The sequence below is a fragment of the Labrys sp. KB_33_2 genome (assembly GCF_052114505.1).
Classification (GTDB): domain Bacteria; phylum Pseudomonadota; class Alphaproteobacteria; order Rhizobiales; family Labraceae; genus Labrys.
The window spans coordinates 55,073-67,212 of record NZ_JBFREW010000008.1; the positions used below are offsets into that span (position 1 = coordinate 55,073).

11 protein-coding genes are annotated in these 12,140 nt (G+C 64.5%); 3 read left to right on the forward strand and 8 right to left on the reverse strand.

What is annotated here, in order from left to right; translation table 11 throughout:
- Nucleotides 1–74: 74 nt before the first annotated feature.
- From ppa to AB4037_RS15610, 5 genes are all read right to left on the reverse strand, one after another.
- The gene (gene ppa / locus AB4037_RS15590; protein ID WP_434959009.1) at nt 75–614 is read right to left on the reverse strand and encodes an inorganic diphosphatase; all 540 of its coding nucleotides are present in this window, start codon (nt 612–614) and stop codon (nt 75–77) included.
- Nucleotides 615–810: 196 nt separating this feature from the next.
- Nucleotides 811–1,851, reverse strand: a complete 1,041-nt coding sequence (locus tag AB4037_RS15595; protein WP_434959008.1) for an ABC transporter ATP-binding protein — start codon at nt 1,849–1,851, stop codon at nt 811–813.
- Between the two features lie 13 nt (nt 1,852–1,864).
- The gene (locus tag AB4037_RS15600; RefSeq protein ID WP_441772270.1) at nt 1,865–3,358 is read right to left on the reverse strand and encodes an ABC transporter permease; all 1,494 of its coding nucleotides are present in this window, start codon (nt 3,356–3,358) and stop codon (nt 1,865–1,867) included.
- A gap of 184 nt (nt 3,359–3,542) precedes the next feature.
- On the reverse strand, nt 3,543–4,568 hold the full coding sequence (locus AB4037_RS15605; RefSeq protein WP_441772136.1) for an iron ABC transporter substrate-binding protein: 1,026 nt from the start codon (nt 4,566–4,568) through the stop codon (nt 3,543–3,545).
- A gap of 435 nt (nt 4,569–5,003) precedes the next feature.
- On the reverse strand, nt 5,004–5,513 hold the full coding sequence (locus AB4037_RS15610; RefSeq protein WP_434959006.1) for a GNAT family N-acetyltransferase: 510 nt from the start codon (nt 5,511–5,513) through the stop codon (nt 5,004–5,006).
- 236 nt (nt 5,514–5,749) lie between these two features.
- On the opposite strand from AB4037_RS15610, the gene hemH reads away from it, so the two are divergent.
- Nucleotides 5,750–6,793: a ferrochelatase gene (gene hemH, locus AB4037_RS15615; RefSeq protein ID WP_441772137.1), complete on the forward strand. Its 1,044-nt coding sequence runs from the start codon at nt 5,750–5,752 to the stop codon at nt 6,791–6,793.
- Nucleotides 6,794–6,825: 32 nt separating this feature from the next.
- Here hemH and AB4037_RS15620 read toward each other — a convergent pair whose 3' ends face one another.
- Nucleotides 6,826–7,362 (reverse strand): invasion associated locus B family protein, encoded by a 537-nt coding sequence (locus AB4037_RS15620; RefSeq protein WP_434959004.1) that lies wholly within the window; start codon nt 7,360–7,362, stop codon nt 6,826–6,828.
- 247 nt (nt 7,363–7,609) lie between these two features.
- Between AB4037_RS15620 and AB4037_RS15625 the strand changes: the two genes are divergently transcribed.
- Entirely contained in the window at nt 7,610–7,822 is a 213-nt protein-coding gene (locus AB4037_RS15625; RefSeq protein ID WP_434959003.1) for a hypothetical protein, read from the forward strand.
- Nucleotides 7,823–7,867: 45 nt separating this feature from the next.
- Here AB4037_RS15625 and AB4037_RS15630 read toward each other — a convergent pair whose 3' ends face one another.
- Nucleotides 7,868–9,052 carry a cytochrome-c peroxidase gene (locus tag AB4037_RS15630; protein ID WP_434959743.1) on the reverse strand — a complete coding sequence of 395 codons (1,185 nt, stop codon included), beginning with the start codon at nt 9,050–9,052 and terminating at the stop codon, nt 7,868–7,870.
- A 185-nt stretch (nt 9,053–9,237) separates the two neighbouring features.
- Between AB4037_RS15630 and AB4037_RS15635 the strand changes: the two genes are divergently transcribed.
- Entirely contained in the window at nt 9,238–10,809 is a 1,572-nt protein-coding gene (locus AB4037_RS15635) for an acid phosphatase (RefSeq protein WP_441772271.1), read from the forward strand.
- A 219-nt stretch (nt 10,810–11,028) separates the two neighbouring features.
- On the opposite strand, the gene AB4037_RS15640 is transcribed toward AB4037_RS15635, so the two are convergent.
- Nucleotides 11,029–12,090, reverse strand: a complete 1,062-nt coding sequence (locus AB4037_RS15640; protein ID WP_441772138.1) for a threonine aldolase family protein — start codon at nt 12,088–12,090, stop codon at nt 11,029–11,031.
- Between the last annotated feature and the right edge of the window lie 50 nt (nt 12,091–12,140).

Sequence of the window (12,140 nt, forward strand, 5' to 3'; positions counted from 1 at the left end):
GGCGCCCAGCGCAGGCTGTCCGGCATTGGGGGCGAACGACCGCGCTCGCCGTCCAACCCGCGCAAAGGGCAGCCTCAGCCCTTGTTGCTCGCCTTGTAGCGTTCGATGGCCGCGAGGATCATCGCCTCCGCTTCCTTGGCGTCGCCCCAGCCCTCGACCTTGACCCACTTGTTCTTCTCGAGATCCTTGTAGTGCTCGAAGAAGTGCTCGATCTGCTTGAGGGTGATCTCCGGCAGGTCGGTATAGTTGTGCACCTTTTCGTAGCGGCGGGTCAGCCGCGACACGGGCACGGCGATGATCTTCTCGTCGCCGCCGGATTCGTCGCTCATCTTCAGGACGCCGACAGGACGCACCGCGATCACGGCGCCTGGGATGATGCCGCGCTGGTTGGCAATCAAGACGTCGATGGGATCGCCATCATCGGACAGCGTGTGCGGAACGAAGCCGTAATTGCCGGGGTAGCGCATCGGCGTGTAGAGGAAGCGATCGACCACGAGCGCGCCGGAATCCTTGTCCATCTCATACTTGATGGGCTCGCCGCCGACGGGAACTTCGACGATGACATTCACCTCATGCGGCGGATTGCGTCCGGTCGAGATCGCTTCGATACGCATCGTAGATCACATCCTGTAAGGCAGGTTCTGGCGCAGGATGCCTCCAGACCCCGATCAGACTGCAGCCTTATGCGGAACGCGGATGCGTTTCAACCCGAAGATCACAAGAATATGATGCCGGTTTCACGGGAAACACTGACGGAAGCCCCTTCCGTCACGGCAGTGTCACAACGGAAGCTGCCGCGGCAGCATCCCTCTATGCTTCGAAAACATGGGCCGGCCCCGCCACGCTCAGGCGCACGCGCGTGCCGGTCGGCGGCAGATCGAGGCCGGTGCCGGTGATGCGAAGCCGATTGCCATCGGCCAGTTGCACCGTCACGGCCCGCAGAGCACCGCCGAATTCCACGTCCACCACGCTTGCAAAACAGCCCTGCGCGGCCTCGTCCGTGCTCGGCGTGAACTTGACCTGCTCGGGGCGCAGCATCAACTCGACATCGCCGCGCCGGCCATGCGTGCCGGCAGCGAGCCGGCCGAGCACGCAATCGACCCAACCGACCCCGGCCTCCCCCTTCAGCAGGATAGCCTCGCCCAGAAACAGCGCCGTCTCGCGATCGCATGGCCGGCGGTAGAGATCGTGCGGCGCACCGGCCTGCACCAGCCGGCCCTCGCGCAGCACGGCAACCTGGTCGGCGAAGGACAGCGCCTCGGTCTGGTCGTGGGTGACGAGGATGGTGGTGACGCCGGCCTCCTGCAGCAGGGCTGCCACCGCCTTGCGGGTCGCCTCGCGCAGGCCGGTATCGAGGGCGGAGAAGGGCTCATCCAGCAGCATCAGCTTGGGCTGGCGCGCCAGTGCCCGAGCCAGGGCCACGCGCTGCTGCTGCCCGCCGGAAAGCTGGTGCGGCCGGCGCTCCAGCAGGCGCGGATCTAGATCGACGGTGCGCATCAAGGCGCGGATACGCTCGTCCCGATCCCTGGCACCCCGTTCCAGGCCGAAACCGATATTGTCGGCGATGGTGAGGTGGGGAAACAGCGCCCCGTCCTGGGTGACGAAGCCGATGCCGCGGCGATGGGCGGGCACGATGGCAGGGCCATCCGCCAGGACGGTACCGTTCAGGGCGATGCGGCCGGCATCCGGCCCCTCGAAACCGGCGATCAGGCGGAGCAGCGTGGTCTTGCCGGATCCGGAGGGGCCGACGATGGCGGTGCGGCTGCCGGACGCAACCTCCAGGCTGACGCCATCGAGCGCCACCATGGCGCCATAGCGCTTGCCGGCCTTGTCTATGGTCAGGAAACTCATTGGCTCGGGAAACTCATTGGCCGATCGATCGCCTGGACTGATAGTGAAGCAGGAGGGTGAGAGGCAGCGACAGCAGCACCATCAGGAGCGCGAAGGGCGCCGCCGCCACATAGTCGATGTCGTTGGTCAGCGACCAGAACCGCGTCGACAGGGTGACCGTGCCGTTGGGGGCCAGCATCAGGGTCGCCGTCAGCTCCGTGGTGATGCCGAGGGCGACCAGCGCCATGCTTGCAGCGACGCCCGGGGCCGACAGGCGCATGGTCACCTGCCAGATCGCCTTGAGCGGCGGGCGCCCCAGTGCCATCGCGGCCCGTTCGAGCTCGATGGGTGCCTGCGCCAGACTGGCCCGCAGCCCGACCACGGCCCGTGGCAGGAACATCAGGCCATAGGCCAGCAGCAAGGTCGTCATGGTCTGATAGAGCGGCAGGGCGACCCGCACGGTGATCGTCACTAGCGCCAACGCCACCACCACGCCCGGGAGTGAGCCGACATAATAGTGGCAGGCCTCCAGCACCTTCTGCAGGCGGCCCGGTGCGCGGACCGACAGCCAGGCCATCGGCAGGGCGGCCAGCGTGGTCGCGGCCCCGCCGAGCAGGGCGAGGCCGAGGGTCTGGCCGAGGGCTGTGCCGATATCGCCGGACGCCCAGGCCGCCGCGCCGCCGATAGTGAGCCAGCGCGAGAGCGTCAGCAGCGGCACGCCCAGCGAAAGGAGAGCGAGGCCGAGCGGCAGCGCCAGCCAGATCGGAGTGGCCAGGCCGAGCCGCGCACGCGCCGCCGGACGGGCAGCCCCGGAGCCGACGCGGGCATAGCGCTCCTGGCCACGCAGACGGCTTTCCAGCCCCAGCAACACGAGGCAGGCGAGCACCAGCACGCCGGCGAGCATGTTGGCGGCCGGGCCGTTATAGGCCGACTGGAACTGGTCGACGATCGCGGTCGAAAAGGTGTCGAACTCGATCATGGCATAGAGGCCGTATTCGGCGAGGAGATGCAGGCCGACCAGCAGCGAACCGCCGCAGATCGCCAGCCGCAATTGCGGCAGGATCACCCGGAAGAACACGCGCGAGGGCGACTGGCCCAGGCTCGCCGCCACGTCCTCGAGTGCCGGGTCGAGCCGCCGCATCTGGGCAGCCACCGGCAGATAGAGGAAAGGCAGATACGCCATGATCGAGACCAGGACACCGCTCCACAGGCCGCGCATGCCCGGCACCAAGCTGATCCAGGCATAGGAATGCACGAAGGCCGGCACGCCGAGCGGCGCCACCGCGAGCCAGGACCAGATGCGCGCGCCCGGCAGGTCGCTGCGCTCGGTCAGCCAGGCCAGAGCCACCGCCAATACGATGGCGATGGGAATGGTGACGGCCTCGAGCAGGACGGTATTGACCAGCAATTCGCCGACGCGCGGGCGTACCACCAGTTCATAGACGGTCTGCCAGCCGGTCTGAAGAGTGATGAAGATCACGAAGCCGAGCGGCAGCAAGGCGAGCAGGGACACCAGTACCGCAGCCATGGCGACCGCATTGCGCCCGGTGAAGCCGGGTGAAGATACGCGCAAACTGCCGATTTCGGGCTGAGGTGACGTCGATGACACGAGGTGTCCTGAAAAGCGAAGGCCTCCGGCGCAGAGCCGGAGGCGCGATGATGTCAGGTTTATGTCGGCAGCGCCATATCGGCGCGGCGCGGTGTACGGTCGCTCAGAGCAGGCCGGCCGCCGTCATCAGGTCGCTGACCTTCTTGCTGTTGAGCTGGGCCGGGTCGATCTTGGGAGCATTCAGATCGGCCAGCGGCACCAGCTTGGCATTGGAAGCGGCATCCTTGCCGACCGCATATTCGAAGGAATTGCCGGTCTTCAGGATTTCCTGGCCGCCCTTGCCGGCAACCCACTTCACGAAGGCCTCGGCTTCCTTCTTGTGCTTGCTGGAAGCGAGCACGCCACCACCCGAGATGCTGACGAAAGCGCCCGGATCCTGGTTGCGGAAGTAATGCAGCGCAACGTTCTTGGAGTTCTCGCCGGTCTTGGCCTGGTCGCCGAACCAGTAGTACTGGTAGATGATCGCGCCTTCGACCTCACCGTCATTCACACCCTTCATGGCGATACCGTTCTTCTTGAACGGCTTGACGTTGGCCTTCATGCCCTTCAGCCAGGTCGCGGTGGCCTCCTCGCCCTTCAGGGCCAGCAAGGCGCTGACGATGGCCTGGAAGTCGGCGCCGGCCGGCGCTGCACCCCAGCGGCCCTTCCAGGACGGATCGGCCAGATCGAGCAGGGACTTCGGCAGCTTGTCCTCGGTCAGCTTGGTCTTGTTGTAAGCGAACACCGTGGTGCGCGCGGCGATGCCGATCCAGCGACCATGCGAGGGCTTGAAGGCCTCGGGCACCTCGCCCAGCGTCTCGGCCGATAGCGGCGCGAACAGCTTGGCGTTGTCGACCAGCACCATGGCCGGCGAATTCTCGGTGAGGAAGACGTCGGCGGGCGATTTGTCGCCTTCCTGCACCAGCTGGTTGCCGAGTTCGGTGTCTCCGCCATTGCGGAGCGTCACCTTCACGCCGGTTTCCTTGGTGAAAGCCTCGGCCCAGGCCTTGGTCAGGCTTTCATGCTGCGCATTATAGACCGTGATGCCCGCATCCTCGGCCTGGGCGCCCAGGGGAGCAGCGAACAAAGCAGCGGCAAGGGCGACGGCCCCCGCGAGGGCTGCACGGCGATGCGGCAGGAAAACTCTCATCAGAACCTCTATCGGTTGGCTTCAGCCAAGGGATTGATTGAACACCCGATCTCTAGGCTCGCCGAGAAGTTCCCGTCAAACACTTTAGATTAAAATTAGAATTATTAAAAACTAGATATTCATACCATTTATTATAGAAATGGTATCGGTCATCTGAGGAATCTCGAAAGGAGGACTTGCGCCTCTACACGTCCGCAGAACTATACGCTGGATTTTTTATCGACCGCCATGATGATACCGAGGATTACAAATGCGTAACCGGCACCTCGGGCTACCTGATGCCTCGCTCGCACATCCCTGGGCGGTCGTGCCTTCCGGCAATGAAGAAAGTCGACCGCCATCGAATTGATGACCGCGCTCGGAAGGTGATGGGAAACAAGAGGGTCATCGACCGATCGGACCGCTGGCAAAAATGCAAACCAGCCCAGGCCTCGTTCAGGCGGCCCAGCCGAAGGCGATCTTCTGCAGCTTCACGTCGCCGAAGCGCTCCACCATGCTGTCGACGGACTGGCCGCCGAGGCGCCGGTAGAAATCGCAGGCCCGCACATTGTCGGCCAGCGCCCAGACCACCATGCCCTTGACGTCATGGCCGTTGAGATCGCGGCGCACCGCGTTGAACAGCCGCTTGCCCAGGCCGATGCCCTGATATTCCGGACGCAGGTAAAGCTCGAAGATCTCACCCTGATAGGGCAGTCCAACGGCCCGGTTGCGGCCATAGGTGGCATAGCCGGCGATTACGCCGCCAAAGGCCATCACCACGATGCGGGTCTTGCGATCGATGGCATAGCGCCACCATTTGGCACCACGCCGCTCGACCAGGCGCTCGAGCTCACGGCCGGGAATGACGCCACGATAGGCGTAACGCCAAGCGACGTCATGCACATCGGCGATGGCATGGGCGTCGTCCGGGCGAGCCAGACGGATTTCGATGGCGTCGGTCCTCATGGCAGAAAGATAAGCGGGCCTGGCCGGTTCCTGCAAGTGAATTGCTCGTAGGAATGCGGCCGCCAGCGCAATGCGCGTCGGAGCGGCCACGCTGTTTCGCTTCAGCGCCTTGTTTGGACAGGTGTTTGCGATTCCCAGTGGTTTTCACCGGGTCGCCAGGCGCATGGCGTCGCGCCCGCACAAATCTGTTGCAAGCCAGACGCCCAGCCTGTTGAAAGGCCTGGAAAGGATCCGGCATGACTTCTCACCTAGCAAGCGCTCTTCCAGTTCCGGCGGATCATCCCGTCAGGGCCAGCGGAAGGATCGGTGTTCTCCTGGTCAATCTCGGCACCCCGGACGCGCCGACCTACTGGCCGATGCGGCGCTACCTCAAGGAATTCCTGTCCGACCGGCGGGTCATCGAGGTCTCGCGCCTGCTATGGTGGCCGCTGCTCAACGGCATCATCCTGACGACGCGGCCCGGCAAGAGCGGCGCCAAATATGCCTCGATCTGGGACAAAACCGAGAACGCCTCGCCGCTCCTCGTGATCACACGGCGCCAGACCGAAAAGCTGGCCGAGACCTTCGCCGCCGATTCCCGCCTGACGGTGGATTTTGCCATGCGCTACGGCAATCCCTCCATCGCCTCGCGCATCGATGCCCTGCGCGCCAGGGGCTGCGACCGCATCCTGATCGTGCCGCTCTACCCCCAATATGCGGCGGCAACCAGCGCCACGGTGTGCGACAAGGCCTTCGAACATCTGATGACCCTGCGTTGGCAGCCGGCCGTGCGCATCGCGCCGCAATGGCATGACGACCCCGTCTATATCGAGGCCCTGGCCAGCTCCGTGCGCCAGAATCTCGCCAAGCTCGACTTCGAACCGGAGGTGCTGCTGGCCTCCTTCCACGGTGTGCCCAAGACCTATCTGATCCAGGGCGACCCCTATTACTGCTTTGCCATGAAGACGGGGCGGCTCCTGCGCGAGGCGCTCGGCTATGACGAGGCCCGTTTCAAGATCACCTTCCAGTCCCGCTTCGGCAAGGAGGAGTGGCTCAAGCCCTATACGGACGAGACCGTGGAAGGGCTGGCCAAATCCGGCGTGAAGCGCCTCGCCATCGTGGCGCCTGGCTTCGTGGCCGACTGCCTGGAAACGCTGGAAGAGCTCGGCGAGGAGAACAAGGAGATCTTCCAGCACAATGGCGGCGAGCACTTCGCCTATCTGCCCTGCCTCAACGACAGCCCCGAGGGCCAGCGCGTGCTGGAACATGTGGTCACGCGCGAATTGCAGGGCTGGGTCTGACGGGAAAATAGTCGCCCCAATGCGGGCTGGTACTACTTCAAGATGGTAGCCGCCCGATCGAGTGCCGGGCCGAATCCCTTGAGCGAAACCGTGAAGACGAGCGGCTTCACGCTGTCGTCGACCGACTTGGCCGTGAGCTTGAGCTGCTTGCCGGCCTTGAGCGCCGTGATGGTGTTGGCATCGAGTGCCAGGGGCACCAGGCAGCCCGCGGGGATGCAGGTCTTGTAGTTCAGCGGCTTGCCGCTGATCCCGGCATCCAGGGCGAGGGACACGCCGGCATCGAATTGCAGGCCGAACGGCATCACGAGATTGCCGGTGGTACCGCCGTCCGCCGTGGGGTTCAGCTCGACCGCCAGCACGCGCTGGCCGGTCTTGGTATCGCTCTGGACCTGCTGAACCGCGCATTGCTTGGCATTGTTGACGACATTGCAGAGCACGCGCCAGTCCTCATAGCTCTCCTGGATGGAGGAGGCCCCGCCGGGCAGCGGCGATTTGGCAGGCGCTGCATCCTGGGCCTGGGCGGCACTTACCAGAAGGGCAAAAGCGAGACTAAGGCTGGTCTTCAGCATCGATTCCTCACGGCAGAAAGGCGTCATGCCCGGATGAGGGCAATGGCCGCAGCCATGACACGAATATCGCCTTCTGGCGATAGGGCCCTGCCGAAAAACCCGATGCTTTCGACACTTGATATGCCGTTACGGTAGGATGGCACGCCCCAAGCCTCCCAAGGCCGACCCTTTCTCCTTGACTTGCCGCGGCTTCGCGATCCAACTGACCGGGGGAAAGATCCGGGGCATCTTGCACGAGGTGACGACCATGGACATCGACAAGGCCATTGCATTGGTTTCCGCGGCCGGTATCGAACTCACCGACCGACGCCGCAACGACAGCGATGACGGCTGGTCCCTCAGCTTCTCCAACGGCGCAGCGCTGGAAATCCGGGACAATGGCGAAGTCTCCGCCTCCGGCAAGGGCGCCGAGGCGGTCACGGGCCTGCTGGGTCTGCCGGGCCAGTCCGCGGGAAGCTGAACCGCATGAAGCGCAGGCCAGAGGGCCGTCGCTTCGATCCGATACTCACTTTGCCGGCTCATAGCCGTCGGTGAGCGTGCCTAGGAAGACCACGACATCGTCGATCTCCGCCGGTGTCAGCGCCGGTTCGTCGCCGGCCTTGCGGTCGAAGGGCGGGTCGGTGTTGATGTTCGCCTTTGCCGCTTCGGGCAAATCGTCATATTTGTCGATGCTGCCGTCGGCCTTGCGCGGATACCAGCGTTCCGGATGGGTTTCCCGCTCGACATAGAAGCGCACGGCATCGCGCAGGGAATGCATGGTGCCGTTGTGGAAGAAGGTCTTGCGCAGGGCAATGTTGCGCAGGGTCGGCGTACGGAACAGGCCGCAATAATCCTCGCGCTTCAGAAAGTCGGTGCGCAGCGGCCCGCACAGGCCGAGATCGTGATAGGCCGGATCCTTGTTGGCGGGAATGTCGGGGTTGCGCGGCACGGCCAGCGCGATCTGGCCGTAATCGGTGAATTGCGGCGGCGTGCCGTCATTGCCGCGCTGGCTGATATGGCAGGAGGCGCAATTGCCCTTGTCTGCCGCGTTGAACAGGTCCAGTCCCCGAGCCTCCTGGAGCGTAAGCTCGGCCTTGCCGGCCAGAACTGCGTCATATTTGCTTGAATAGGGATAGAAGGTCCGGTAGTCCTGCTGGAACACTTCGAGCGCCTTGAGGGCGGTCTTGTAGACCAGGGCGGGATCGCCGGCCGCCTTCGGCCCGGCAATGGCGGCGATGGCCTTGCCGTGCCCAGCGGCGAGCACGCGGCGGGCCACCTCGGCCCCATCCCGATTACCCATCTCGAAATCCGAGAGCAGCGGAATCCGGGCCTGATCCGCGCCGCGGTCGACACGCCCGTCCCAGGTCAGGCCTCCCGTGGGGCCGTTGTCGACGCTCTCGTCGGCCTCATCCTCCGAATCGTAGAAATGTTCGGTGAAGGGCGGCACCACCTGCAGATATTTCAAGGAGGGCACGGCACGCACACCGGACCGATGCATGTCGCCGCCGCCGAGCTGCACCGCGCGATCGTTTACCGGCCCGAAAGCATGAGCGGGATCGTGACAGGAGGAACAGGCAAGCTTGCCCGACCCCGACAGGGAGGGATCGAAGAAGAGGGAGCGGCCGAGGGCGCCGAGGGCCTGCGCCTGCTGGCGTACTTGCGCGCGCGACATCGCACGGGACACGTCTTGGCCGGCCTGGACCGAGGTCATCGCCAGCAACGGCAGGGCGAGCCCCAGAGCTCCGCCCAACCGCCTCACACGCCTGTTGCAAAGAAAGCTTATGGCTGCATTCCTTCATTGCGATCGGGGGTGGCTTCCGCCGCCAGCCCGGATAAGATGAGGGGCTGAGGGGAACGATAGCAACAAGCAAATCGATGCAGGAGACCCAGATGCGCATGAAACCTGCGGCGGTCGTGTACGCGTTGAGCCTTTCCATCGCGGCGTTCGGGCCGGCGCTGGCTGCCGAAAGCGCTTCAGGCCAGAAAGCCAAGCCTGCGCCCGGAACGTCCGAGGATCTGAAGCTGATCGACACCGTGGTGGTGATCTATGCGGAAAACCGCAGCTTCGACAATCTTTATGGCAGCTTTCCGGGCGCCAACGGCGTGGCGAAAGCACCCGCAAGCGCGCGCACCCAGCGCGACCGCGACGGCAACCCCTTCCGCGAGTTGCCGCCGATCTGGGAAGGTCTGACCGCCAAGGGCGTGACGCCGCCTGTCACCCAGGCCGAGACCGAGCACCTGCCCAACCTCCCCTTCCATGCGGATGACCCCAAGGGTTTCAACCTCAGCTACGGCACGATTACGCGTGACCTCTGGCACCGCTATTACCAGAACCAGATGCAGATCAATGGCGGGCGCAATGACAGATTTGTCGCCTATGCCGATTCCGGCGCCTTGGTGATGAGCCTGTGGGACGGCTCGAAAACGGCGATGTGGCAGGTCGCCCAGAAATATGTCCTGGCCGACAATTTCTTCATGGGCGGCTTCGGCGGTTCGTTCTTCAACCATCAATGGCTGGTCTGCGCCTGCGCGCCCTATTACCCCAACGCCGACACCAGCCCCGCGAAGCCCTCGATCGCGGTGGTCGAGCCCGATGGGGTGACGCTCAAGCCCGCCGCCAACTCGCCGAAATCGGCGATGGACGGCATCCCGAAATATGCCGGCGACGGCAATCTCACGCCTGATTTCTATGCCGTGAACACCATGCAGCCGCCCTATCAGCCGAGCGGCAACGACCCAGTGAAGGGCGGCGACAAGGCGCTGGCCGATCCTGCAAAGCCGACGACGCTGCCGCCCCAGACCGAACCGACCATCGGCGACCTGCTCAGCCTCAAACAGGTGAGCTGGGCCTGGTATGGCGGGGCCTGGCAGGACGTGCTCGACCACGGCAACAAGACGCCGATCCCGAATTTCCAGTATCACCACCAGCCGCTGAATTATTACGCCAGCTTCGCACCGGGCACTGCGGCCCGGGCCGAGCATCTGCGCGACGGCGGCCTGGCGGGCGTGGAATTCATCAAGGCGATCGACGCCGGCAAGCTGCCGCAGGTCTCCTTCTACAAGCCGCAGGGCGACCTCAACGAGCATTCGGGCTATGCCGACATCCAGGCCGGCGACGCCCATATCGCCGATGTGATCGCCCATCTCGAGAAGAGCCCGCAATGGCCGCATATGCTGGTCGTCGTCACCTATGACGAGAATGGCGGCCTGTGGGATCACGTCGCCCCGCCCAAGGGCGATCGCTGGGGTCCCGGCTCGCGCATCCCGGCCATCATCGTCTCGCCCTATGCGCGCCGCGGCATTGTCGACCACACCCCGATGGACACCACCTCGATCCTGCGCTTCATCACGCGCCGCTTCGAGCTGCCGACGCTGCACGGCATCACCGTGCGCGACTCGGCGATGGCCGCCCGCAAGCAGAAGCTGCTTGGCGACCTGACCAGTGCGCTGGTGTTGAAGGATAAGTGAGGCGGACCGCGACAAGCCTTCTCCCCTTGCGGGAGAAGGTGGCATTGCGGAGCAATGACGGATGAAGGGTGTTATCCCCCATCCAAGTCGAGTTTCATCCCTCATCCGCCCTTTCGGGGCACCTTCTCCCGCGAGGGGAGAAGGGGACAACGTTATATTTTGAAGGCTTGAACTCAATGAGCCGGGCGTTATTGGCGGCATTCGCCAATAAAGTTCCCCCTACCCCACCAGCGCCAGGAACTTCTTCACCTCTTCATCCTTCGTCGCGAAGGAGGTGACCAGGCGCACGAGGTCGGTATCGGCGGCGGGCCGCCTGTCGGCCTGTAGGCCGTGAACAGGCCATTCATAGAGGCGGGCACCGGCCTGCCTCAATTGGGCGATCACGGTCTTCGGCAGGATGGCGAAGACTTCGTTGGCCTGCGTCTCATAACCGAGTTGATGACCCGCCGCGACGAGGCCCTCCGACAAAGCCGCCGCCATGCCATTGGCGTGGCGAGCGAGATCGAGCCAGTGATCGTTCTCCAGCATGGCCAGGAACTGCGCGGCGATCGGCCAGGCCTTGGAGACGACATGACCGCTGCGCTTGCGCAGCCATTCGATCTCGGCCGCCTTCTCCGGCTCGAACAGCACGACAGCCTCGGCCATCAGAGCGCCATTCTTGGTGAGGCCGAAGGCCAGGGCATCGACACCCGCCTTCCAGGTGATATCGGCGGGGCTGATGCCATCGGCCTTTGCAAGGAAGGCGAAGGCATTGGCGAAGCGCGCGCCGTCCATATGCACCTTGAGGCCCCGTGCCCGGGCGATCTCGGTCAGGGCGGTGATCTCACCCCGGCGATAGACGGTACCGCTTTCCGTTGCCTGGGTGATCGAGAGCACGGCCGGCTTGGGGATGGCAGAGCCGGAGCCCGAGCCCCGTGCCAGCGTGGCCTCCAGTCCGGCCGGGGTCAGCTTGCCGCCGGCGCCGGCGATCGGCACCAGGCGCGCGCCCTGGGTGAAGAACTCTGGCGCACCGGCCTCGTCGCCGACGATATGCGCCTCTTCATAGGCATAGACAGCGCCATAAGGCGGGCTGAGGGCACTCAGGGCCAGGGAATTGGCGGCGCTGCCGGTGGCAGCGAAGAGCACGCCGACCTCGCAGCCGAACAGATCGGCGAGGCGTGCCTTCAATTCACGGGTAAGATCATCCTGCCCATAGGCAGGGGCGATACCATCGGCGCCGCGGGCAAGCGCCTCGATGATCCTGGGGCTGGCTCCAGCCCAATTGTCGCTGGCGAAATTCATGCCTTGAAGTAGAGCGCTCCAGGCCTGATGCGCAAGGGGGAAGAGGCAAG

What these genes read in the sequence shown, in the direction of transcription:
- ppa (WP_434959009.1), bottom strand. Translation starts at nt 614, where the DNA reads ATGCGTATCGAAGCGATCTCGACCGGACGCAATCCGCCGCATGAGGTG.
- AB4037_RS15595 (WP_434959008.1), bottom strand. Translation starts at nt 1,851, where the DNA reads ATGAGTTTCCTGACCATAGACAAGGCCGGCAAGCGCTATGGCGCCATG.
- AB4037_RS15600 (WP_441772270.1), bottom strand. Translation starts at nt 3,358, where the DNA reads ATGGCTGCGGTACTGGTGTCCCTGCTCGCCTTGCTGCCGCTCGGCTTC.
- AB4037_RS15605 (WP_441772136.1), bottom strand. Translation starts at nt 4,568, where the DNA reads ATGAGAGTTTTCCTGCCGCATCGCCGTGCAGCCCTCGCGGGGGCCGTC.
- AB4037_RS15610 (WP_434959006.1), bottom strand. Translation starts at nt 5,513, where the DNA reads ATGAGGACCGACGCCATCGAAATCCGTCTGGCTCGCCCGGACGACGCC.
- hemH (WP_441772137.1), top strand. Translation starts at nt 5,750, where the DNA reads ATGACTTCTCACCTAGCAAGCGCTCTTCCAGTTCCGGCGGATCATCCC.
- AB4037_RS15620 (WP_434959004.1), bottom strand. Translation starts at nt 7,362, where the DNA reads ATGCTGAAGACCAGCCTTAGTCTCGCTTTTGCCCTTCTGGTAAGTGCC.
- AB4037_RS15625 (WP_434959003.1), top strand. Translation starts at nt 7,610, where the DNA reads ATGGACATCGACAAGGCCATTGCATTGGTTTCCGCGGCCGGTATCGAA.
- AB4037_RS15630 (WP_434959743.1), bottom strand. Translation starts at nt 9,052, where the DNA reads ATGACCTCGGTCCAGGCCGGCCAAGACGTGTCCCGTGCGATGTCGCGC.
- AB4037_RS15635 (WP_441772271.1), top strand. Translation starts at nt 9,238, where the DNA reads ATGAAACCTGCGGCGGTCGTGTACGCGTTGAGCCTTTCCATCGCGGCG.
- AB4037_RS15640 (WP_441772138.1), bottom strand. Translation starts at nt 12,090, where the DNA reads ATGAATTTCGCCAGCGACAATTGGGCTGGAGCCAGCCCCAGGATCATC.